This is a genomic window from Microbispora catharanthi (genome assembly GCF_006334915.2).
GTDB classification, from domain to species: Bacteria; Actinomycetota; Actinomycetes; order Streptosporangiales; family Streptosporangiaceae; genus Microbispora; species Microbispora catharanthi.
On record NZ_VDMA02000020.1, the window covers coordinates 1 to 22,659 of the forward strand.

At 69.7% G+C, this 22,659-nt stretch carries 22 protein-coding genes and 1 rRNA gene; 13 read left to right on the plus strand and 10 right to left on the minus strand.

What is annotated here, in order from left to right:
* From rrf to FH610_RS30970, 3 genes are all read left to right on the plus strand, one after another.
* Positions 1 to 104: ribosomal RNA gene (gene rrf, locus FH610_RS30960) — 5S ribosomal RNA — on the plus strand; the annotation flags it as partial.
* Between the two features lie 1,399 nt (positions 105 to 1,503).
* Complete coding sequence (locus FH610_RS30965; protein ID WP_139578676.1) at positions 1,504 to 1,911, plus strand: hypothetical protein; 408 nt, start codon at positions 1,504 to 1,506, stop codon at positions 1,909 to 1,911.
* A 257-nt stretch (positions 1,912 to 2,168) separates the two neighbouring features.
* Complete coding sequence (locus tag FH610_RS30970; RefSeq protein ID WP_139578677.1) at positions 2,169 to 2,552, plus strand: cell division protein SepF; 384 nt, start codon at positions 2,169 to 2,171, stop codon at positions 2,550 to 2,552.
* A 238-nt stretch (positions 2,553 to 2,790) separates the two neighbouring features.
* Here FH610_RS30970 and FH610_RS30975 read toward each other — a convergent pair whose 3' ends face one another.
* From FH610_RS30975 to FH610_RS30990, 4 genes are all read right to left on the minus strand, one after another.
* Positions 2,791 to 4,104 (minus strand): hypothetical protein, encoded by a 1,314-nt coding sequence (locus tag FH610_RS30975; RefSeq protein ID WP_139578921.1) that lies wholly within the window; start codon positions 4,102 to 4,104, stop codon positions 2,791 to 2,793.
* A 268-nt stretch (positions 4,105 to 4,372) separates the two neighbouring features.
* On the minus strand, positions 4,373 to 6,094 hold the full coding sequence (argS, locus tag FH610_RS30980; protein WP_139578678.1) for an arginine--tRNA ligase: 1,722 nt from the start codon (positions 6,092 to 6,094) through the stop codon (positions 4,373 to 4,375).
* Between the two features lie 51 nt (positions 6,095 to 6,145).
* A complete protein-coding gene (plsX, locus tag FH610_RS30985; RefSeq protein ID WP_139578679.1) occupies positions 6,146 to 7,174 on the minus strand; it encodes a phosphate acyltransferase PlsX in 1,029 nt (342 codons plus the stop codon).
* Between the two features lie 17 nt (positions 7,175 to 7,191).
* Entirely contained in the window at positions 7,192 to 7,761 is a 570-nt protein-coding gene (locus tag FH610_RS30990) for a DUF1707 SHOCT-like domain-containing protein (protein ID WP_240809305.1), read from the minus strand.
* Positions 7,762 to 8,149: 388 nt separating this feature from the next.
* Here FH610_RS30990 and FH610_RS30995 point away from each other — a divergent pair, with 388 nt between their 5' ends.
* On the plus strand, positions 8,150 to 9,097 hold the full coding sequence (locus FH610_RS30995) for a hypothetical protein (RefSeq protein WP_139578680.1): 948 nt from the start codon (positions 8,150 to 8,152) through the stop codon (positions 9,095 to 9,097).
* A gap of 214 nt (positions 9,098 to 9,311) precedes the next feature.
* On the opposite strand, the gene FH610_RS31000 is transcribed toward FH610_RS30995, so the two are convergent.
* From FH610_RS31000 to FH610_RS31015, 4 genes are read right to left on the minus strand one after another with little or no spacing between them, the layout of a single operon-like run.
* Positions 9,312 to 9,491, minus strand: coding sequence for a hypothetical protein (locus tag FH610_RS31000; RefSeq protein ID WP_139578681.1), 180 nt, complete (start codon positions 9,489 to 9,491; stop codon positions 9,312 to 9,314).
* 60 nt (positions 9,492 to 9,551) lie between these two features.
* The gene (locus tag FH610_RS31005; protein ID WP_139578682.1) at positions 9,552 to 10,088 is read right to left on the minus strand and encodes a YbhB/YbcL family Raf kinase inhibitor-like protein; all 537 of its coding nucleotides are present in this window, start codon (positions 10,086 to 10,088) and stop codon (positions 9,552 to 9,554) included.
* A gap of 19 nt (positions 10,089 to 10,107) precedes the next feature.
* Positions 10,108 to 10,914, minus strand: coding sequence for an ABC transporter ATP-binding protein (locus FH610_RS31010; RefSeq protein ID WP_139578923.1), 807 nt, complete (start codon positions 10,912 to 10,914; stop codon positions 10,108 to 10,110).
* Positions 10,915 to 10,936: 22 nt separating this feature from the next.
* Positions 10,937 to 11,842 (minus strand): ABC transporter permease, encoded by a 906-nt coding sequence (locus FH610_RS31015; RefSeq protein ID WP_139578683.1) that lies wholly within the window; start codon positions 11,840 to 11,842, stop codon positions 10,937 to 10,939.
* A gap of 392 nt (positions 11,843 to 12,234) precedes the next feature.
* Between FH610_RS31015 and FH610_RS31020 the strand changes: the two genes are divergently transcribed.
* The 5 genes from FH610_RS31020 to FH610_RS31040 all read left to right on the plus strand — a co-directional run bounded on the left by FH610_RS31020 (position 12,235) and on the right by FH610_RS31040 (position 17,965).
* Positions 12,235 to 13,920 (plus strand): peptide ABC transporter substrate-binding protein, encoded by a 1,686-nt coding sequence (locus FH610_RS31020; RefSeq protein ID WP_139578684.1) that lies wholly within the window; start codon positions 12,235 to 12,237, stop codon positions 13,918 to 13,920.
* Positions 13,921 to 14,053: 133 nt separating this feature from the next.
* Positions 14,054 to 14,980: an ABC transporter permease gene (locus FH610_RS31025; protein ID WP_139578685.1), complete on the plus strand. Its 927-nt coding sequence runs from the start codon at positions 14,054 to 14,056 to the stop codon at positions 14,978 to 14,980.
* Entirely contained in the window at positions 14,973 to 15,920 is a 948-nt protein-coding gene (locus FH610_RS31030; protein ID WP_139578686.1) for an ABC transporter permease, read from the plus strand. The genes FH610_RS31025 and FH610_RS31030 overlap by 8 nt, the downstream gene beginning before the upstream one ends.
* Positions 15,921 to 15,933: 13 nt before the next feature.
* On the plus strand, positions 15,934 to 16,965 hold the full coding sequence (locus tag FH610_RS31035) for an ABC transporter ATP-binding protein (RefSeq protein WP_205826205.1): 1,032 nt from the start codon (positions 15,934 to 15,936) through the stop codon (positions 16,963 to 16,965).
* Complete coding sequence (locus FH610_RS31040) at positions 16,949 to 17,965, plus strand: ABC transporter ATP-binding protein (RefSeq protein ID WP_139578687.1); 1,017 nt, start codon at positions 16,949 to 16,951, stop codon at positions 17,963 to 17,965. The genes FH610_RS31035 and FH610_RS31040 overlap by 17 nt, the downstream gene beginning before the upstream one ends.
* 11 nt (positions 17,966 to 17,976) lie before the next feature.
* Here the strand turns inward: FH610_RS31040 and FH610_RS31045 are convergent, their stop codons facing one another.
* Positions 17,977 to 18,783 (minus strand): SAM hydrolase/SAM-dependent halogenase family protein, encoded by an 807-nt coding sequence (locus FH610_RS31045; RefSeq protein ID WP_240809306.1) that lies wholly within the window; start codon positions 18,781 to 18,783, stop codon positions 17,977 to 17,979.
* Between the two features lie 106 nt (positions 18,784 to 18,889).
* Between FH610_RS31045 and FH610_RS31050 the strand changes: the two genes are divergently transcribed.
* The 4 genes from FH610_RS31050 to FH610_RS31065 all read left to right on the plus strand — a co-directional run bounded on the left by FH610_RS31050 (position 18,890) and on the right by FH610_RS31065 (position 21,387).
* Complete coding sequence (locus tag FH610_RS31050) at positions 18,890 to 19,171, plus strand: DUF3263 domain-containing protein (RefSeq protein ID WP_205826206.1); 282 nt, start codon at positions 18,890 to 18,892, stop codon at positions 19,169 to 19,171.
* A 98-nt stretch (positions 19,172 to 19,269) separates the two neighbouring features.
* Positions 19,270 to 20,106 (plus strand): trehalose-phosphatase, encoded by an 837-nt coding sequence (gene otsB / locus FH610_RS31055; RefSeq protein WP_139578925.1) that lies wholly within the window; start codon positions 19,270 to 19,272, stop codon positions 20,104 to 20,106.
* A gap of 10 nt (positions 20,107 to 20,116) precedes the next feature.
* Entirely contained in the window at positions 20,117 to 20,716 is a 600-nt protein-coding gene (locus tag FH610_RS31060; protein WP_139578690.1) for a hypothetical protein, read from the plus strand.
* A 71-nt stretch (positions 20,717 to 20,787) separates the two neighbouring features.
* Positions 20,788 to 21,387, plus strand: coding sequence for a hypothetical protein (locus FH610_RS31065; protein WP_139578691.1), 600 nt, complete (start codon positions 20,788 to 20,790; stop codon positions 21,385 to 21,387).
* A gap of 73 nt (positions 21,388 to 21,460) precedes the next feature.
* Here FH610_RS31065 and FH610_RS31070 read toward each other — a convergent pair whose 3' ends face one another.
* Entirely contained in the window at positions 21,461 to 22,639 is a 1,179-nt protein-coding gene (locus FH610_RS31070; protein WP_161628116.1) for an MFS transporter, read from the minus strand.
* Between the last annotated feature and the right edge of the window lie 20 nt (positions 22,640 to 22,659).

Consider the following 22,659-nt stretch of genomic DNA (forward strand, 5'->3'; position numbering starts at 1 on the left):
GCGGCAGGGAAACACCCGGTTACATTCCGAACCCGGAAGTTAAGCCTGTCAGCGCCGATGGTACTGCACCGGGGACGGTGTGGGAGAGTAGGACACCGCCGGACAATCTTTTGTGGAGGGCCACCCCTGTTGGGGTGGCCCTTCCGCATTTCTGGGGGGTTCCCCTGTGTGCCGGCGTGGAAGCGTCGGCTTGTGCGGGTGCCACGGACGGCATGCGCGTGGTGTGGCGGTGGTGTGTGGGTGGTGTGGGGTGCCCCGGCTGTGGTTGGCCGGGGCTTTCGCATGTCCAAGGGTCGGCCGCGGGGGCGTGTGGGGTGTTCCCCGGGCGTGGAGTGAAGTGGCGTGCCTGGCGCCCTGGCCTGCGCGGCCTGCGTGGCCTGCTGGCCTGAGTGGGGTCCGGTTGCCTGAGTGGGGTGCGGTCGGTGGTGCCCCCGGGGGGTGCGGCCGCGCGCTGCCAGCGGGCTGGGCCCGATACGGGTAGCCGCCCGGCCCGCCGCCCGGCTCGAAGGCCGAGGAGGGGTGCCGGGCAAGGAGGGGCGAGGGGCCGGCCCCCCCGGGGTGGGCGCGAGCAGCGGCGGGGAGGAGCGGAGCGGGCGGGAGGGAGGACCGCAGCGAAGGCCCAGCGGAGCGGGCTTCGCGAGGACCGGACCTTCCGACCGGCGCAGTGACGTCCCAACCCACCCCACTCGACCCCAACCCCACTCGCCCCCGACCTCACCGCCTCAACTCCACCGATGCCAACTTCACCGACTCAACCCACCCGGCCACCACGCCCCACCACGCCCCACCACAAGTCCTCCCGCCCGGGACGCGGGACGCCCCAACCCCACCGACCCGACCCGCCCGACCGAACACCCCCACCACGAGAGGCCTCGCCCCGGGTGCAGCGACCTTCCAACAAACCATGATCGCGCCCTCACTGCGACGCCTTCACGCTGACGCCGTGGCGCCACAACCCACCTCTGCCCCTCGCAGCGGGCCCCAGCATGCGATCACACGCTCTACGGTGTACGCGCGAACAGAGAGACCCGACGGGCGGCCTCTACCACGACCCACAGGCGGTCCTCCACGGCGGCCGGCGAGGCGCTGGAACCGGTAGCCGAGTGCATGCTCGCGTTCGGCAAGCGGAGGCCGGCCTTCCTGCGCCCGCAAGCAACCTGTCCGGTATCCCGATCCAGGCGCGTGAGGGCTCTTCGGCCTTTGTGCGGCGCCCACAAGACGCCGTGAGCCGACGCGCCGTTGTCGTGCTCGGAAATTCAGGGGCGGGGGCCATCGACCGGGCCAGTGCACGCGCGAGAGAATCGGCGGGTGCTTCTGGAGAGATCACGGCTGTGGGTACGCCGCTCCCGGCCTGAGAACGTGCGGGTGACTGTCGCCTGCCGTTCTCGACCGCAGCTACCGCACTGGGCTGGACGGCCTCCCGTACGGTCTGCTCGCCGAGAGCCGGCACCTGCCACCAGCCCGCGGCGTCGCCGGTGTCTCCCGTCGGCCGCGAGCTCAGACATGCGGCGCGGCTTCTCCGTTTCCACCGGCTTCACAACCTTCTCCGGCATCTCCCTGCTGCCCTCGTGGCAGGTCAGCAACATGCGGGTCTGCGTCGCTTCGAAAGCCGGAGGCTGGTCGAAATGGTGCTCGATATCGATCTCGCAGGAGGCGCTGCGAGGAAAGAGTTTCTCCTGGCTGTTCCCCCAATTGCGGCCTCTGCCGTGCGTGGAGCGGCCATCTGAGAGCGATGATCAGGCACATCCCCCACTATCGAAAGTGTTTTCGAAATATGAATTCGGGGGCACCTCTGCCCATATTTCGATCTTCATTGCCGTCGCCTCGATTCGCGCCTCTCGGTGGCGGCATACCGGGCCCTACCAGCAAGATCGTATTTCGGGAACCCGGCATCGGCGGCGTCCGTTGTGATCTACTGAAGGCGTGCCGTCGTTCGAGGTGACTGTGAGAAATGTTTGCGAAGGGTTCCATGGGGTAGACGGGTTCGCGAGTTACCCTGGAAGGGCTGACGGAATTGACGATGAAGACACACTTACCCGGCCTCCACATTATCCAGCCAACAACACTTAAACGGCCGGGCGTGTCGGCGGGGGTTCGCTGAATCGTCGATTACGGTCCCGTGTATCGGGACGAGCCCGGAAAAGGACAAGCCGGAAAAGGACGAACCGATGGGGGCTGTGCGCAAGGTGGCGAGCTACCTTGGCCTGGGTGGGGCAGAGCAGTACGACGACGAGACCTACGCCGAGGACGAGTACGAGGACGACTGGATGCCGGCGGCCGAGCGTGCCGCCAAGCGCTGGCAGCCCAATGCCGACCCGGCCCGTATCGTCATGGTCCGCCCGCAGAAGTATGACGACGCCCTGACGATCGGCCGGCACTTCCGCGAGGGCCACACGGTGGTCATGGACGTGGCGAGCATGTCGACGGCGGAGGCCACGCGAATGGTGGACTTCGCCGCGGGCTTGGCCTACGGCTGTGAGGGACGTATCGAGCGGATCGCGGACAAGGTCTTTCTGATCACTCCGGCGACGGTGGAGGTCTCCACCGCCTGACCCGGCTGGTCCGACTCCGATCCTGTGCCCGCCGCCCACTCGGGCGGCGGGCACAGTCGTGCGCGGAGCCGGCTCTTACGGAACCAGCCGGCTCTTACGCAACCAGCAGGTCCCGGGCGCAAGTGTCGACGTCCTTCATGGCTCGCGAGTCACGGCGCGAGGCGCCGAGCGTCTCACGCGGGCCATGGCGTGAGGAGCCGAGCGTCTCAGGTGGTCCGCAGGCCTGGCGCAGGCGTTCCTATGCGGCCCGCGGGCCCCGGCGCAGGAGCGTGGACACCTCAGCCAGGTCCCGGGCGGCGTCAGAGGCGCGCTCCTCCGACTCCCTGGCGTACTCGTGCAGGGCCCAGACGGCCTTGTCGGCGAGGTCGGCGAGCTTGCCCGCCCGTGTCTGGACGTAGCGCACGTCGGAGTGTTCCCGGACGCGATGCCGCCACAGCAGATGCCCGCTCACGGCGGCGACCAACAGGCCGACGAGGGCGAGCGGCGGCGAGACCACGAACCCCGCGGCCAAGACGACGACGGCGAGGACCAGGAGGACGTATCCGGGCCAGGGCCGGGTGCGCTTCGGCACGCACTCGGTGACGAGCCGCTGCTCGGCGGCCGCCATCGACTCCTGCTCGGGGCCCTCGGGCCTGAGCGTGATCGGATAACCGAGGATCGGCACGTCCAGGGTGTCGGGCGGCGGCTCGCGCACCACCTCGACGAGGGACTCCGCCGCCGTCCTGACCGCCGGCGCCGCCACGTGCAGGGCGAGCGCGGCCATGTGGGGATCGGCGTCTGGAGCCAGGTCCTGCAGCAGATGCCCGGTGAGCGAGCTGAGCGGCCCTTCCTGGCCGCCCTGGCCGGCCAGGGCGCGGAGCACGGCCAGCGGCTCGTCCTCGGCCCATACGGTGCCGCGTACGACCTTGGTGACCTCACCGGCCTGCCGGGTGGAGGTGATCTCGGTGCAGCGCTCGCGCAGACGGCGCAGGGTGACCGACGCCCGCAGCGACCGCTCGATCTCGGCGACCTTCGCCAGTTCCGGGAACGCCTCAAGAGAGGCGGGCACGGACGTCTCCGGCAGAGTGGGCACGAGGATCTTCAACCACCGGTCGTCGGTGGCCGGCACGTTCACCGCGTCGAGCTTGCGCAATACGAAGATCTTGCCGACCGGTCCGTACGCCCCGCGGGCGGCGGCGAGCCACAGCGCCCGCTGGCCGGATGTCACCGGACGGTCCTCGGACAGGCCGCCGAAGGCGGTGCCCAGCCAGGAGGCGTGGATTCGGTCGCCGTGGCCGCAGACGGCGAGGGCCAGGCACAGGAACAGGGCGGTGCGCCGCTCGTCCAACTGGTTGGCCAGGGCCAGCGGCTCCAGGGCGTCCTTGCCGGACATGATGAGGACGAGGGCCTCGACGGCGGGCCCCAGCCAGTAGCCCGGCACGTCGGTGATTCCCGGCGGCAGGTCGGGCGCGGTGCCGTCGGCCGCCAGGCTGACGATCAGCGCCTCGGCGTAGCGGTGCAGCTCCGTGGCCTCGGCCAGGTTTCCAGGGTCCGGACTCGTGGTCAGGTCCATGCTCACGCGGAACGCTCCCCGAGGGGTCGGCTGGCACTCCCTTGACCGCGCCAGACTAGACGCTTGGTGCGACAGTCACGGGCGAGGCGCGCCGTGGACGCGCCTGACCCGCGGAAACCGATAGCCCGGGCCGCCCTGGATCGGAGAGCGACGGTATGGGCGGCCCGCCGTGCTCGGACGGGGGAGCCGTCCCCGGCCTCGGGAACGGCGTCGCCGGAGTCGGGGACGCCGTCTCCCGTGTCCGCCGAAGCGGAATCCGGCACCTCGCTCACATTCGCTCGGGGACTTCGATGCCGAGCAGGTCGAGCCCGCGCAGCAGCACACGCAGGGTGAGCGCCGACAGAGCCAGACGCGACTGCCGTACGGACTCCTCCTCGGCCTTGAGGACCGGGCAGCTCTCGTAGAACGAGGTGAACGCCTGGGCCAGGTCGAACAGGTAGTTGCACAGCCGGTGGGGCTCGGACAGCTGGGCGACGGCGGCGACGACCGAGCCGAAACCGAGCAGCTCCAGCGCGAGCGCCCGCTCGGCCGGATGGCCCAGCGTGATCGGGCCGGTGACCGACTCCGGGTCGATCGCGCCGTTGCGGAAGATCGACCGGATGCGGGCGGTGGCGTACTGGAGGTACGGCCCGGTGTTGCCGGTCAGGGCGAGCATGCGGTCGAAGTCGAACACGTACTCGCTGTCGTGGCTGACCGACAGGTCCGCGTACTTCACGGCGCCCATGCCGACCTGGCGCGCGATCTGCCGGCGGGCCTCCGTGTCGTACCCGCGGTCGGCGATGACGGCCTCGGCACGCACGACGGCCTCGTCCAGCAGCTCGGTGAGCTTGATCGAGGCGCCGCTGCGGGTCTTGAACATCTTGCCGTCGCTGCCGAGCACACTGCCGATCTGGACGTGCTCCGCCTTGACGTCGTCGTGCAGCCAGCCGGCCGTCCGCGCCGCGGCGAAGACCATCTGGAAGTGGAGCGACTGGGTGGCGCCCACGACGTACAGGATGCGGTCGGCCTTCAGGTCGCGCACCCGGTAGCGGATCGCGGCGAGGTCGGTCGTGGCGTAGCCGTACCCGCCGTCGCTCTTGCGGACGATGAGCGGCAGCGGCTGGTCGTCGCGGCCCTTGAACCCGGGCGGGAACACGCACAGCGCGCCCTCGCTGATCTCGGCCACGCCCGTGCGCTCCAGCTCGTCGCATACGTCCGGGAGCATGGGGTTGTACATGCTCTCGCCCGCGATGTCCTCGTCGGTGAGCGTGACGCCCAGCGTCCGGTACACCTTCCGGAAGTAGCGGTTGCTGTACTCGATGAACTCGCGCCACAGGCGCAGGGTCTCCGGGTCGCCGCCCTGCAGCAGCGGCACCCGGCGGCGGGACCGCTGCTGGAACTCGGGGTCGTTGTCGAACTTGTGCCGCGCCGCCTGGTAGAAGGCGTTGCCGTCGCCCGCGGCCAGCATGCCGAGCGCCTCCTCCTCGCCGATGTCGAGGAGGTGCTCGATGAGCATGCCGAACTGCGTGCCCCAGTCGCCGAGGTGGTTCTGCCGGATCACCTGGTTGCCCAGGTGTTCGTGGGTGCGCGCGAGGGTGTCGCCGACGATCGTGGTGCGCAGGTGGCCGACGTGCATCTCCTTCGCGGCGTTCGGCGCCGAGTAGTCGACGATCACGGTCTGCGGGGCCGGCTGCGGCACGCCGATGCGCTCGTCGAGCAGCCGCTCCGCGGCCCGCTCGGCGATCCAGCCGTCGCGCAGCGTCAGGTTGAGGAATCCGGGCCCGCTGACCTCCACGCTCACGTCGGCCGTGTCGAGGTGGCCGGCGATGGCCTGGGCGACCTCCCGCGGGGCACGTCGGAGCCGCTTGGCCAGGCTGAGCGCGACGTTCGCCTGGTAGTCGGCGAACTGGGAGGGCCTGATCAGCGGGTCTTCAGTGGCGTACTCCGGACCGAAGGCGGAACCCAGCGCCTGCTGGACCCGCTCGGTGAGCACGAGCTGCGGGTCGGTCATGCACCAAGCTTATCGGCGTGTGCCTTCTGCCCGCCGTTCCATGTCCGGCGGTCACCAGCGGCGGTGCGACTTGTTGGTGGAGGCGATCCGCTCGCCGATCCTGGCGATGATGCCCTGGGCCGACAGGCGGGCCGCGAGCTCGCAGGCGGCGGCCACGCCGCGTGCCCGCGAGGAGCCGTGGGCGATCACCACCGTGCCGTTGAGGCCGAGCAGCACGGCCCCGCCGTGCGCCTCCGGATCGAGCCGGCCGGCCAGCTCCCGGAGCCGGGCCCGCTGCAGCATCCCGCCGAGCTTGGCCACCCGGCTCTCCGCGATCGTCTCCCTGAGCTGCTCGAAGGCGTACCGTACGGTGCCCTCGACGGTCTTGAGCGCCACGTTGCCGGTGAACCCGTCGGTGACGACCACGTCGACCTTCCGGGTGAGCAGGTCGTGCCCCTCGATGTTGCCGGCGAAGTCGATGCCGGGCGTGGCGGCGAGCAGTTCGTGGGCCCGTTTGGCGAGCTTGTTGCCCTTCTCGACCTCGGCGCCGATCGTGAGCAGGCCGACACGGGGACGACGCATGCCGAGTGCCGTCTCGGCGTACGCCACGCCGAGGTGGGCGAACTGCACCAGCATCTCCGGCTTGGCGTCGGCCGTGGCGCCCGCGTCGAGCAGCACGGTCGGCTGGGGCAGGGTCGGCAGGCCGACCGCGATCGCGGGGCGTACGACTCCCTGCTGGGCCCGTAGCCGCAGCCGGCCGGTCGCGACGACGCCCGCCGTCGAGCCTGCGGACACGACCGCGCAGGCGTCGCCGCGCCGTACGAGATGACAGGCGATGGCGATGCTGGAACGGGGCCGTCTCAGGCTCGCCAGCGCGCCCTCGTCCATCGCCAGCGCCTCCTCGGCGCGCACGATGGGGATCTCGGTGACCGCGTCGTGCCGGGCGAGCTCCTGGTAGAGCACGCGGGGATGGCCGACGAGCACGACGGGCACGCCCCGCTCCCGCACGGCCTGTACGGCTCCCGCGACGATCTCCCCGGGCGCGTTGTCGCCGCCCATGGCGTCGAGGGCCACGGGCAGCGCACGGCCGGTGGGCTGCATGGCCGCATCGTAGGCCGTCAGCGACTGGTCCCGCGGTAGACCACGATCTTGCCGAAGCGCGCGTTGCCGGTGACGCGGATCAGCGGGCCGTCGCCGTCGCCGTGCCCTCCGGTCACCGAGCGCTTCGAGAAGACCGCGCTGCCCTCGTCGACCACCCTGGCGTTGGCCGGCACGGTGACGATGAGCTTGCCGCAGAAGGAGTTCAGCTCCAGCGTCACCTCACGGCCGGGCAGGACCGCGTCGCTGAGATCCACGATCAGCGCGCCGAAGACCGAGCTCAGTTCGGTGTGCCGCCCGGCGACCCAGCGCCCGCGACGTATGATCTTGCTGAACACCGCGGAGACCCGGTGCCTCTCGGTGGAGAGCGCGGCCGGGGGGTGGGCCGCGTCGGGCAGGTCCCTGGTCAAGGGCGCCAGGTCGCCGACGGTCACGGCGCTGTAGGTGGCGTCGAGCCTGTCGGCGTGTTCGACGCTCGTCAGACGGCCGGTGGCCAGCGCCTCGCCGAGGACGGCCGCGACCCGGTCGCGGTCGAGGTCCGAAGCGCGCTGTGCGGGATCGTCGCCCGCGTACGGTGTGAGGGAGGTCACCTCGCCAGCGTAGCCCTTATCGAGATATGTCGCGATAGGGCGGGTTGGTGGGCGGCCCCGGCCCGGCCGAGTCGCGACGTCCGTCGGCGCGTCGCTAAAAGTGAGCGGAAAGATCTGCCGCCGGGCCTGGGCGCCGTGTTTACCGTCGCTTTCTCCGGAGGCGGGATTGGGGTGACCGCGAAGTGGTCGTCCGGTGCTCGATATACCGACTTTCCCGGCGGGGTGCCCGCCGGGCATCCCCTGGTCAGCAGGGCTTTCCGCCGTGATCGGCAGTGATAGAAATGCCGACGTCTTTGTCGGCGTGCTCGCCGACGCACGGGGGTTCTTGGGTTCGTCATTCCCACTCTCGTGAAAAGGAATATGAACCGGGGGCAAGTCAATGAAACGAGTGGTTAGGACAGCCGTCGTCGCCGTCACGATCGGCATCGCCGGCATGCTGGCCGCGCCCGCGCAGGCCGACGTGTGCGCGCAGAAGTGCACGGAGCACCGGGTCACGACGCTGGCGAGGCTTCTGGCCGATCTGCAGGGCACGGCCGTCGGCGGGGCGACGGCAGGCGTCGTCGCGCAGGCCGACGCGGCCGCCGAGGTGGCGGTGAACCTGACCGCTGACATCAGGGCCGACCTCGTCGCGGTCGCGCGGCTCAGCGGCACCGTGACAGCCGGCCTGTCCGCCGAGGCGAACGCGCAGATCAGCGCGGCCGCCGACATCGCGGCCGACATCGTGGCCGACGCCGCCGTCACCGTCGAGGCCAACGTCGTCGCCCGGCTGGAGGCCCACCTGTCGGCCGCCCTGGTCGCGGTCGCGGACGTCAACGCGGCTCTCGTCGCCAAGGCGAACGTCGCCGCGGACGTCGTCGCCCAGGTCGGCAAGCCGGTCGTCGCCGTCTCCGGCCAGACCGCCGCCGCCGTGGACGCCTCGGCGGCGGCCGTCGCCACCGCGGGGGCCGCGGTCCGCGCCGGGCTCAACGTCACCGCCAGGCTCAACGCGCTGCTCAGCCTCAAGGGCGCCGTCGCGGCGACCGCCGGCAGCGCGGGCGGCCTGCTGGCGCTGGTGCCGTGCGACACTCCGGCGGACCGCGCCATGAGCAGCACCCAGACGACGGCCGCCGATGCCGCCGCCCAGGCCGACGCCAACGCCCACGCGGTCACCAGCACCGTCCGGAACACCACGGACGCACCGGCGCAGGGAGCCGCCGCGACGACGGGGGCCGCGGCCGACCTCGCCACCTCCGCGTCGGCCACGGCCGACGCGGCGGCGTCGAGCGCGGTCTCGTCCGCCCCGGGCGCGGCGGCCGACGTGGCGCCGACCGCGCGCCAGGGTGGGTACGGCAGGTGAGCCACGCCTGAGGGCCTCCGTCGCCGTCGCGACGACCTGCCGAGCGGCATCAGTTCACGTGTACGGCGGGACCATCGGAAAGACGTCGATGACGAAAACGGCCGGCGCCCCCGAGGGGCGCCGGCCGTCCGGCGTCGAACGAAGGTGCGCGTCGCAGAGCATACGCGCCAGGGCGGCAGGCGCCCGGGCGCATGCGACAGGGCTCAGCCGACCCCTAGTTGGGCGAGGCCGGCGAGTCGAACCGGGTGCGCAGGTGGGTGCGCCTGGCGATCTGGGCCTGCAGGCGGGCCATCTGCCAGTGCAGCTCGATGAGCTGCTCGGCGATCAGCCCGACGGGAAGCTCCGAGGGATCTTCGGCGGCCAGATTGTCGATCGCCGTCGCCAGGTCGCTCATCCGCCCTCCCCTATGTCGAATCTCCGTTCGAATCATAGTGGAACGAGCGGCCCGCCCGCATCAGGTTTCGTACACAGGTGCGATATAACCGCGGGCGAGGCTGTTGGCTGTGATGTTGAAGCCGACCACGGCCGGCGGCGTGTCGGTGTCCACGCCCAGGGACTCCACACTCAGGGCGTGCACGGCGAACAGGTAGCGGTGCGGGTGGCCGGGGGGCGGCGCCGCCCCGCCGTACTCCTTGGTGCTGAAGTCGTTGCGCGCGTGCTTGGCGCCCTCCGGCAGCCCCTTGAAGTCGGGGCCGTTGCCCGCGCCGGCCGGCAGTTCGGTGACGGTGGCCGGGATGTCGTACAGCACCCAGTGCCAGAAGCCGCTGCCCGTGGGCGCGTCGGGGTCGAAGCAGGTGACGGCGTAGCTCTTGGTGCCCTCGGGGGCGGCCGACCAGCGCAGATGCGGGGAGACGTTCTGCCCGCCCATGCCCCAGTCGTTGAACACGTGGGCCTCGGGGAGCCTCTCGCCGTCGCGTACGTCGTCGCTCTCGACGGTCAGCGCGGGCACCTCGGGCAGATGGTCGTACGGGATCGGTGGCGGCGTCGGCACGGTCACCCCTCCGTTTCTCTCAGGCCTTGTTGTACGCCTCCAGGACCTCCTGGGGGTCGCCTTCCATTCTGATCTTCCCCTTGTGCAACCAGATCACCCGGTTGCACGTCTCCTCGATCACGTCGAGGTTGTGGGCGACCAGGAAGACCGTGCCGGCGGAGTCGCGCATCTGCTTGATGCGTTGCTGGCTCTTCTTCTTGAACTCGCGGTCGCCGGTCGCGAGGGCCTCGTCGATGAGCAGCACGTCGTGCGTCTTGGCGGAGGAGATGGCGAAGCGCAGCCGGGCGCCCATGCCGGACGAGTACGTCGACATGGGGAACTGGACGAAGTCTCCGATGCCGGAGAAGTCCACGATCTCGTCGTACTTCTCGCGCACCTCGCTCGGCGACATGCCCATCGCGTAGCAGCCGAGGATGATGTTGCGCTCGCCCGTCAGCTCCTTCATGAGGGCCGCGTTGACGCCGAGGAGGGACGGCTGGCCGTTGGTGTAGACGGCGCCCTTGTGCGGGGGAAGGAGGCCGGCGATCGCGCGCAGCAGCGTCGACTTGCCCGAGCCGTTGCGGCCGATGATGCCGATGGCGTCACCGTGGTGGGCGACGAAGCTCACGCCCTTGACGGCGTGGACCTCCTTCATCTGCGGCCGGCCCTGCCGCCGCAGGATGCGCATCAGCGCGTTGGCGGCGTTGCCCTTCTCGGACTCGCCGGCGGCGCCGTACACCTTGTAGACGATGTGGAGGTCGTCGACGATGACGGTCGGGCTTCCGGTCTTGGGATTCTGCGGGGTCTGCGTCTCTGGGGTCTGCGTCTCTGGGGTTTGCGGCGCCACCTGCGACAGCTCCTTGGTCAGCTCAGCCACGGCCGTACCTCTCCTCGGCCCGCCAGAAGTACCAGAAGCCGACGATCAGTGCGAACACTGCCCAGAATAGACAGGTAACCCACGCCCAGCGCTCGGGGAACCGCTGGTAGATCAGCAGGTCGCGCATGAACTCGATGTAGGCGGCGGCCGGGTTGAACTCCAGCGCCCACCTGAGGAAGTCCGGCAGATCCTTGGTGCGGTCGTCGATCGCGTAGAAGACGCCGGAGGCGTACAGCCAGGTGCGGGTGATGAACGGAAGCAGCTGGTTCATGTCCCGCATGAACGCGCCGAGGCGGGCCATGAACATGCCGGTGCCGATGTTGAAGACGAGCTGCATGAGCAGCACGACGGGGATCAGCAGCCAGAGCCAGCTCACCGGCTCTCCGGTGACGAGCACCAGGAGGACGAGCACGGCCATGGAGTAGCCGAGCTGCTGGAGCTCCTGGATCGTGTACGCCAGCGGGAGGGCGGCCCGGGGGAAGTGGAGCGCCCGGATGAGGGACAGGTTCGACGAGATGGACTTCGCCCCGCTGATCACCGTGCGCTGGGTGAAGGTGAATACCATGACCCCGGTGATGAGGAACGCCGGGTAGTTGTCGATCTTCTTGCTCTGCCCGAGGATGACGCCGAACATCAGCCAGTACACCGCGGCGTTGAGCAGCGGGGTCAACACCTGCCAGAGCTGCCCGAGCATCGACTCGGAATACTTGGAGACGTTGCGCGAGGTGGCGTACGTGAGGATGAAGTGCCGCCGGTCCCACAGTTGGCGCAGGTAGGCGGGCATGCTGGGGCGTGCGATGGCGCGTCGTAGTCCGTGACGCTCGGCGAGCGCGGCCAGCGACTCCGGGGCTCGGCCGCCACCCTGGGCCTCCGCGAGCGCGGATTCCGGCTGGCTCATGGCATGGACTCTATTGGATGGAGGTCGGTGGGACGGCTGTCGCACCGAACGTGGCTGCGACTGGTCAAAGGTAGCCCAGGACATCCTGATCCGGGGACCGGGGCACGGGTGTCGCCTCCATCCTCGGCCAAAGGACTGACCGTCTGTCGGTATATGTACTCTAAAGGGGAGTTTGATGCCGTACTGGGCATTTAAGGTTGGGCTCACAGGAATGTGTGTGACGCCCGACTGACGCACGTGTGACCGAACTGCAACGTGCCGGAGACTCCTCTGGTGCGTCCGGTGAGGGATGCTCCGGACGACTGGCAGGACGTCAGCTGGTTTGACGATGCCCGGCAAACCGGGTGCTAACCAGCGCGAACGCCCATCCTTAGAGGGAGGACCAATCCACTATGCGCGTGACTAAGGGCGCGAAGATCGCCACCGGCACCGCGCTGCTTGCGCTCGGCGTCGCCGCGTGCGGCGGGGGCGGCGGATCCAGTAGCGGCGGCGGGGACAACCCCCGGGCCGCCACGGGAACCGTCTACATCCGTGGTTGTGAGCCGCAGACCGGCTTCGTCCCCGGAAACATCAACGAGACCTGCGGTGGCACGATCAACGAGTTCGTGTACAGCCGACTCGTCAAGTACAACTCGGACACGGCCGCTCCCGAGCTCGACCAGGCGGAGTCGATCGAGACCACCGACAACAAGGTGTGGACGATCAAGCTCAAGCCCGGTCTGAAGTGGACCGACGGCACGCCGGTCACCGCGAAGAACTACGTCGACGCCTGGAACTACACCGCCTACTCGCCGAACGCCCAGCTCGGCAGCTTCTGGTTCGGTGACATCGTGGGCTTCGACAAGGTCAACACCGCCGACCCCGACGGCCCCGACGGGCCGAAGGAGGCGCCCAAGCCGGAGACCGACAAGCTTGAGGGCCTGGAGGTCGTCGACGACCTCACCTTCAAGGTCACGCTGTCCGCGCCCGTCGCCGTGTTCCGCACCAAGCTCGGCTACACGACCTTCGCGGCGCTGCCCGAGGCCTTCTTCAAGGACCCGAAGGGCTTCGCGCAGAAGCCGGTCACCAACGGTCCCTTCAAGTTCGTGCAGTGGGACCACAACTCGCAGATCATCGTCGAGGCGAACCCCGACTACCCCGGGCCGGAGAAGCCCAAGGTCAAGAAGATCGTCTACAAGATGTACAAGGACGACAACGCGGCGTACGCGGACCTGGTCTCCAACAACCTCGACTTCACCGAGCTGATCCCGCCGTCGGCCCTCGCCGGCGACAAGTGGAAGACCGACCTCGGCGACCGCGCGATCGACGGCCAGCAGGGCGTCATCCAGACGGTCACCTTCCCGCTGTACGACAAGGAGTTCGGCGGCAACGCGGACTTCCGCAAGGCCGTGTCGTACGCGATCGACCGGAAGACGATCACCGACAAGATCTTCAACAAGGGCCGTGTGCCCATCAACGGCTGGGTCTCCCCGATCGTCGAGGGCTTCAAGGACGGGGCCTGCGGCGACCTGTGCACCTACAACCCCGCCAAGGCCAAGGAGTACCTCGCCAAGGCCAAGGCCGAGGGCTACACCCCGCCGGCCGAGTTCCCGATCTGGTCCAACGCCGACGGCACTCACAAGGAGTGGATCGAGGCCACGGTCAACAGCATCAACCAGGCCTTCGGTCCCGACGCCGGCGTGAAGTTCGTGCACAAGGACATGCCCACCTTCGCCGAGCTGCGTGACACCATCACCCAGCACAAGATCAAGGGCGCGTTCCGCACCGGCTGGCAGATGGACTACCCGCACATCGAGAACTTCCTCAACCCGCTGTACAAGACTGGCGCCTCCTCCAACGACGGTCTCTACAGCAACAAGGACCTCGACAAGAAGCTCCACGAGGCCGACACCGCCACCGACCCCGCGCAGGCCAACGCCCTCTACCAGGAGGCCGAGGCTATGCTGCAGCAGGACATGCCCGCGATTCCGCTGTGGTCGTACGGTCTGCAGGCCGGCACCTCCAAGTGGGTGACCGGCGTGAAGGTCACCCCCTTCGGCGTGCTCGACCCGCTGTCGATCGCGATCAAGGAAGCGTAGGGACAGCTCGTAGGTGAACCCCCCGAGGCCGGTTCCCCACCGGGGCCGGCCTCGTGGGCTGTCCATTCGCGACTTCCCGTGTTGACCCACGGGGGGCGCATGTACGACCTTTAGCGTCAGATCGGAGGTGCGCATGGGCCGATACGCGATCCGGCGCCTGCTGCAACTCGTGCCTGTCGTGCTGGGCACGACCTTCATCATCAACTACATGGTCTGGCAGCTCCCGGGTGATCCGTTCGCCGGGAGATGCGGCCAGCGGCCCTGTCCGGACAGCTACGTCGCCGCCATGCGCGACCAGTTCGGACTGGACCAGCCGCTGCTGGTGCAGTACTGGAACTTCCTGAAGAACCTGCTCACGGGCAACCTCGGCGTCAACTTCAACGGCGTGTCGGTGGCGAGCGAGCTCGGCGACGCCTGGCCGATCACCATCAGGCTCGCACTGATGGCGGTGCTCTTCGAGGCCGTCATCGGGATCGGCGCCGGCGTGCTGTCGGGCCTCAAGCGCGGCGGCTTCATCGACAACGTGGTGACGATCTCCACGCTGTTCCTGCTGTCGCTGCCCATCTTCGTCACGGGCTACCTGCTGCAGTGGCTTCTCGGCGTGCAGCTCGGTGTCATCACCCCGACGGTGACGGACGAGGCGACGGTCCCCGAGTTGATCGTCCCGGCGCTGGTGCTGGCCAGCCTCAACATGGCGTTCACCGCGCGGCTGACCCGTACGAGCATCGTGGAGAACCTGCGCGCCGACTACGTGCGGACGGCCGTGGCCAAGGGACTGAGCAACCGCCGGGTGGTCGCGATCCACCTGCTGCGCAACTCGCTCATCCCGGTGCTGACGTTCCTCGGCACCGAGGTCGGCTCGCTGATGTCCGGCGCCATCATCACCGAGGGCATCTTCAACATCCACGGCATCGGCGGCCTGCTGTGGCGGGCGATCCTGGACCAGGACTACACGGTCGTGGTCCCGGTGGCCACGCTGCTCGTGCTCGTCTACCTGCTCGCCAACCTGCTCGTCGACCTCCTCTACGGCGTGCTCGACCCGAGGATCCGCTATGAGTGACCCGACCGCGACGCAAGACCTGATCAAGGGAGCGGACGAGCCGGCCGCGAGCCCGGTCGCGGTCCGGGGCGGTCAGCGCAGCCTGTGGCGTGACACCTGGGACATCCTGAAGCGGCGCAAGATCTTCTGGATCTCGCTCGTGATGCTGGTCGTGTTCCTCCTGATGGCGGCCTTCCCGTCGCTGTTCACACACAAGGACCCGGAGTACGCCACGCTCGCCAAGAGCATGGAGCTGCCGAGCGCGGACGCCTGGTTCGGCTACGACCTGCAGGGGCGCGACGTCTACGCCCGCGCCGTGTACGGCGCCCGCACCTCGATCATCGTCGGTGTGCTGGCCACGCTGGCCACGGTCCTGCTCGGCGGCCTGACGGGCGTGCTCGCGGCCTACTTCGGGCGCTGGCTCGACGCGATCATCTCCCGAGTCGGCGAGATGTTCCTCGGCCTGCCGTACGTGCTGGGTGCGATCATCATCCTCGGCACCGTCGCGCCTGCCCAGTCGAACCCCGGCAAGGCGACGATCATGGCGGTCGTCATCATCGTGCTCGCCCTGCTGGGCTGGCCGATCCTGATGCGCATCGCCCGCTCGGCCGTCATCCAGGCCAAGCACCAGGACTACGTGCAGGCCGCCAGGGCGCTGGGAGCCGGACCCCTCCGGATCATCTTCAAGCACCTCCTGCCGAACTCGCTGGCGCCGATCCTCGTGTACTCGACGATCACGATCGGCAGCTACATCGGCGCCGAGGCCACGCTGTCGCTGCTCGGCATCGGCCTGCGCTCGCCGGTCATCTCCTGGGGCATCGCGATCGCCGACCACGCCTCGTACATCAGGACCGCGCCGCACGCCATGTTCTTCCCGGCCGGGTTCCTGTCCCTGTGCGTGCTGACCTTCGTCATGCTCGGCGAAGCCGTACGCGACGCCCTCGACCCGAAGCTTCGATGAGGAGGCACAGCGAGTGACGGAAGTGCTTTCCGAGCAGGTGGGCAGAGGCTCCCACGGCGGCGCCCTGCTGGAGGTGGACAACCTCCACGTCGAGTTCCGCACCCGGGCGGGCGTGGCCAAGGCCGTCAACGGCGTGACCTACAGCGTGGACGCCGGAGAGACGCTCGCCGTGCTGGGCGAGTCGGGCTCGGGCAAGAGCGTCACCGCCCAGACCATCATGGGCATCCTCGACATGCCCCCGGGGAAGATCACCGGCGGTGAGATCCGCTTCCGGGGCGTCGACCTGCTCAAGCTCCCGGAGGACCAGCGCAGGAGGATCCGCGGGGAGGGCATCTCCATGGTCTTCCAGGACGCGCTGTCCGCGCTGAACCCGGTCTTCCCGGTCGGCTGGCAGATCGCCGAGATGTTCCGCATGCACCGCGGCACGTCGCGGGCGGAGGCCAAGAAGAAGGCCATCGAGCTGATGGACCGGGTCAGGATCCCGGCAGCCAAGGACCGGGTCAACGACTTCCCGCACCAGTTCTCCGGCGGTATGCGACAGCGCATCATGATCGCCATGGCGATCGCGCTCGACCCGGAGATCCTGATCGCGGACGAGCCGACCACCGCGCTCGACGTGACCGTCCAGGCCCAGATCATGGGCCTGCTCGCGGAGCTGCAGCGCGACAGCAACATGGGCCTGATCCTGATCACCCACGACCTCGGCGTCGTCGCCGACGTCGCGGACAAGATCGCGGTCATGTACGGCGGGCGCATCGTCGAGAACGCCCCGGTGCACGACCTGTACAAGAACCCGGCCCACCCCTACTCGAAGGGGTTGCTGGAGTCCATCCCCAGGGTGGACCACAAGGGTCAGGAGCTCTACGCGATCAAGGGCCTGCCGCCCAACCTGCTGGAGATGCCGACGGGCTGCGCCTTCCACCCGCGGTGCCCGTACCGGCGGGACAACTGCGTGACCGACGTGCCCCCGCTGTACACGATCAGTGGCACCCGCGGCAGCGCCTGCCACTACTGGAGGGAGGTCATCGATGAAGGCGAACACTGAGTCGATCCTCGAAGTCCGCGACCTGGTCAAGCACTTCCCACTCACTCAGGGCATCGTCGTCAAGCGGCAGATCGGCGCGATCAAGGCCGTCGACGGGGTCTCCTTCGACCTGCACCGCGGTGAGACGCTCGGCATCGTCGGAGAGTCGGGCTGTGGCAAGTCCACCCTGGCCAAGCTGCTGATGGCACTGGAGCGGCCCACGTCGGGCTCCGTGCGCATCCACGGCAGGGACATCGCCACGGCCAGGGGCGGCGAGCTCAAGCGGATGCGCCGCAACATCCAGATGGTGATGCAGGACCCCTACACCTCGCTGAACCCGCGGATGACCGTCGGCGACATCGTGGGGGAGCCGTTCGAGATCCATACGGACGTCGTGCCGAAGGGCGGCCGGCGGCGCCGGGTGCAGGAGCTTCTCGAGGTGGTCGGCCTCAACCCCGACCACATCAACCGCTACCCGCACCAGTTCTCCGGCGGCCAGCGCCAGCGCATCGGCATCGCCCGCGGTCTGGCGCTCCAGCCTGAGATCATCATCTGCGACGAGCCGGTCTCCGCGCTCGACGTGTCGATCCAGGCCCAGGTCATGAACCTGCTGGAGCGGCTGCAGAACGAGTTCAACCTCGCCTACATCTTCATCGCGCACGACCTGTCGGTGGTCCGCCACATCTCCGACCGGGTCGCGGTGATGTACCTCGGCAAGATCGTCGAACTGGGCCGTGACGCCGAGATCTACGAGAGCCCGACGCACCCGTACACCCAGGCGCTGCTGTCGGCAGTGCCGGTGCCCGATCCCGAGGGCCGGGAGACCCGTCAGCGGATCATCCTGCAGGGCGACCCGCCCTCGCCGGCCAACCCGCCCTCGGGCTGCCACTTCCGCACACGGTGCTGGAAGGCGCAGGACATCTGCGCCGAGCAGACGCCCGCGCTCGAGGCGCGCCCGGGCAGCGACCACCCCAGCGCCTGCCACTTCGCGGAGGTCCGCGACGTGGTGAACGCCCAGTAGGACCGGCCGGGTCAGCGCCCGGGCGACAGCCGTACGTGCGCGCCCGGGGGCAGACCCAGGCGGTCGGCGGCGTCCCCGGCGTTGATCGCCATCGCGACCAGGCCGGCGGAGTCGGCGAACGCCACCAGGTCGCCGGGCGGCACCGCGGTGAACGTCTCCCGGAACGGCACGGCGACCTGGCGGCGCCCGAGCCACACGGCGATGGTGTCGCCGAGGCGTACGCCGAGCTCGGCCAGGTCGGAGGCGGTGATCGACAACTGGACGTTGCCGTGCCTGTCCACCGACAGCACCTCGCCCTCGGCCGCGCCGTCCCGCAACCGGCAGGTCGGCGCGGGCAGGGTCACCAGGCGGTCCACCGGCATCGGCGGCCCCACGTCGGCGACCGCGCGTCCGGTGCACAGGTGGGCGGCCACCGGCGCGAACAGGTCCCGGCCCTGGAACGTCGGCGAGACGTTCGCCAGGAACAGGTCCTTGTTCGTTATCTCGTACGCGGCCTCGGCGCCCCCGGCGGCGCGGACCGCCCACGACAGGACGCCGTTGTCCGGGCCGAGGAACACCCGTCCCCCCGCCTCCACGGCGACCGGGCGCCGGTTTCCGCCCACGGCGGGATCGACCACCGCGAGGTGGACGCCGGCCGGCAGGTAGGGCAGGGCCTGCGCGAGGATGGCCGCGCCGCGCCGTACGTCCCCGGCGGGGACGAGGTGACCCACGTCGATGATCCGAGCCTGCGGAGCGATGCCCGCGATCACGCCGTGGCACGCGGCGACGAACCCGTCCTCCAGCCCGTAGTCGGTCAGAAGCGTGATTACAGAGCTCACACCACGTGACATTACGTCCGTCCTGCCCGGCCTGAACACCCCGGGTTCGTCTCCCGGGCTTGGCATTACCATGGGACAGGCCCGCGAGCCGATCGAGGAGGAGCCGATGGACACCGAACCGGCCGGCGGCGACGAGCTCGACCTCTCGGACCGCGACCGCGAGATGCTCGCGTTCGAGCGCCAGTGGTGGCGTTACGCGGGCGCCAAGGAGCAGGCGATCAGGGAGGCCTTCGGCATCTCGGCGACCCGGTACTACCAGTTACTCGGAGAGCTGATCGACCGGCCTGAGGCGCTGGAGCACGACCCGATGCTCGTCAAGCGGCTGCGCCGGATGAGAGCCGGCCGGCGGCGCGACCGCTCGGCCCGCCGCTTCGGACTGAACTCCTGACCCCCTCGCTTTCCCCATCGCATGCATGAGCCCCGTTCCTGGGGCATGAGGCCGTCGAGGCGTACGCACGTGACCCCCTTCGGAGTGAGGCCATGGCCATGACCCTGCCCGCGCACGCAGGACTCGACGCGATCGTCGCCGATCCGGCCGGCGCCGTGATCGGGCTCGACTACGACGGCACGCTCTCCCCGATCGTGCCCGACCCGGCCGCCGCCCGCGTGCATCCCGGCGTGCCCGCTGTGCTGGCCGCCCTCGCCCCGCTGGTGCGCGCCGTCGTGATCGTCACCGGCCGTCCGCCGCGTACGGCTCTCGCCCTCGGAGAGGTCTCCGGCGGGCCGTCCCTCGCCGACGTGCCCGGCCTGGTGATCCTCGGTCACTACGGACTGGAACGCTGGGAGGACGGCCGCCTGACGGCCCCGCCACCGCCGCCTGGGCTGGACCTCGTCCGCGCCCGGCTGCCCGAGCTCGCGGCAGGACTGGAAGGCGCTGGGTTCGACGGCGTGTGGATCGAGGACAAGGACCGGGCCGTCGCCGTGCACACCCGGCGGTGCGCCGACCCGGCGGGGGCGCTGGAGGCGCTGCGCGGGCCCGTCGCGGCGCTGGCCGAGGAGGCCGGGCTGGCGGTCGAGCCGGGCCGCATGGTCCTGGAGCTGCGGCCGGCCGGAATGGACAAGGGCAGGGCTCTGTCGGCCTTCCTCGCCGAGCGGGACGCCCGCTCGGTCATGTTCGTCGGCGACGACCTGGGGGATCTCGCCGCCTTCGACGCGGTCGAGTCGGCCGGGATCCCCGGCGTACGGGTGTGCAGCGGGTCCACGGAGGTGACCGCCTTGGCGGAGCGCGCCGACGTGGTGGTGGACGGGCCCGACGGCGTCGTGGCCTTCCTCGGCGACCTCGTGGCAACACTCGGCAAGCCGTCTGCAAGCGACCGGGCGTAAGGTCCCGGGCATGAGGAAGACGATCTCGGCCGCGGCGGCCGGCCTGGCCGTGCTCGCGGCGTCCCTGGCGGCTCCGGCGGCGGCGTTCGCGAACGACAGCGGGGCCACCAAGCCGCTGCACCTGCGCAAGGGCCTGACTCTCAGGATCCCGTCGTCCTGGAAGGTCGACGACAGCCGCAAGGACTGGCTGCGCGTCATCACCGGCTCGTGCCCGACCAAGGGCACGGACATGTACGGCTTCCGCGACTCGGGCTGCCACAGCTTCTGGGTCATGGGGCCCAAGGCCATCAAGATCGGTCATGAGCTGTTCCAGAAGTACATGCCGGACGGCCCGTTCTATCCGGCCACCGACGTCGGGCCCTGCCCGGTGAAGAAGAACCTTTGGATCCACCGGACCACGCTCGCCGAGAAGGGGCTGCGGCAGGTCGGGCCGGGCCACAAGGCGTACTACCGAGACTGGGTGGGCACCTGCGGGACCATGAGCTCGGGCAGGGTCAGGGCCCGCTACAACCAGCGCGAGTGGTACCTGCCGACGTCGAAGATCCTGGTGATCGACCAGTGGGGGACGCCGGGCCTGAGCACGATACTCAAGAACGCCACGTGGAGCTGACGCGCGTTTGGTGACCCCTTGTCTATCGGGCCGCAAGTCGTCCGCAAGCGACCGCGCCTAGTGTGCCGGGCATGTTCAGAAAGACGATCTCGGCCGCGGCGGCCGGCCTGGCCGTGCTGGCGGCGACCCTGACGGCTCCGGCTGCGGCGTTCGCGAGCGAAAGCGGCGGCACCAAGCAGGTCCGACTGCGGAGCGGCCTGACCCTCACGATCCCCAAGTCGTGGAAGGTGGCCAAGGACGACAAGGACTGGGTGCGGGTCATCACCGGCTCGTGCCCCACCTACGGCACCGAGGACTTCGGGTTCCGCGACTGGGGATGCCACAGCTTCTGGGTGCTGGGCCCGAAGGCGCTCAAGATCGGGCTCCGCACGTTCCAGGCGTACAAGTCGAAGTACGGCTACGACCCCGCGACCGACGTCAGCATCTGTCCCAAGAGCTACAAGCTGTACAAGGGCGAGTGGAAGCTCGCGGACAAGGGGCTGCGGCAGGTCGGGCCCGGCCACAAGGCCGACTACCACAAGTGGGCGGCGACCTGCGTCGACAAGAAGTGGCGGGTGAAGCTGCACTACAACCAGCGCGAGTGGTATCTGCCCACGTCGAAGATCCTGGTCCTCGACCAGTGGGACCACCCGCAGCTGGGCGCGATCCTCAAGAACGCGACCTGGAACTGACCGGCCTTCCGAACGGTCTTCCGAACGGTCTTCCGAGCGGCCTCCTGAGCGGCCTCCTGAGCGGCCCGGACATTCAGGAACGCGTCCTGGACGCGGCCGCTCCTCCCGCGGCCATCACGATCAGGGCGGGCGCGAGCAGGAACGCCGTGTGCGTCCCGAAGCCGTCGCCCAGCGCGCCGAGCACGAACGGCCCGCTGCCCGAGCCCACGCCCGCCCAGATCGAGGCCGTGCCCGACGCCTGGTCCGGCCGGCCTCCCGACACATCGATCATGCGCGTGAGGCCCAAGGGGAACTGCACCGAGATGCCGAGCCCGCTGAGCGCGAGCCCGGCGTAGCAGACCGGTGCCGAGGTCCCGGTCCAGAACAGCGCCCAGCCCGCCAGGGCCACCCCGAGCGAACCCAGCAGCACCGATCCCGGCGCGAAGCGCAGGGCCAGCCGGGCGCCGCCGAACCGGCCCGCCGCCATGCCGGCCAGCATCGCGGTCAGCCCGGTCGCCGCCACGCCGGGCGACAGCCCGGTCCGCTGGGAGAGCAACTCGGCGGCCCACAGGTTGAAGGCGAACTCGAGCGCCACGCAGCACAGCAGGACCACCCCGGCGACGTGGAAGCGCCAGCCGTACGGCACCCTGCCGCCTGATCCTCCCGCCCTCCCCGGGGACGACGACGACGGCGGCGGGGCGGGCACCGGCGGCACCCAGACCCGGCCCATGAGCAGGGCCAGCAGGAGGGTGGAGGCCACCGGCACGAACAGCGCGGGCCGCCAGCCGGCCGACGACTCGGCCACCACGCTGAAGGCGTAGGTGGTGGCGATTCCGGCGGTCACGGCGACCGCGTTGGCCTCGCTGATGACGGCCGCTCCCGCCGGGCCGTGGTGGTCGCTGAGCACCGCCATCATCACGTACAGCGCCGTCGAGCCGCAGCAGCCGGCGAGGGTGAAACCGGTCAGCGTGAACGGGAGCGCGTGCCCGAACGCGACGAGGAGCACCCCGGCGTTCATCCCGGTCAAACCGGCCCAGGTGACGACACGGCGCCCGAAGCGCCTGGTCAGCGCGGGCAGGGCCAGTCCGCCTGCGATGCCGCCGAGCGCCATCCCGGTGCCGTGCAACCCGGCGACGGCCTGGGATACGCCGAGTTCGGCGCGCAGGAGGGGCAGGGCGGCCGAGAGGCCGTAGAGGTAGGTGGCGAAGGTGGCGAGCTGGAGATAGACCAACCAGGTGGGGCTGTCCCTGGTGACCTTTATGTTGCGGTCCAAAACCAGGCAAGGGTAGCGCA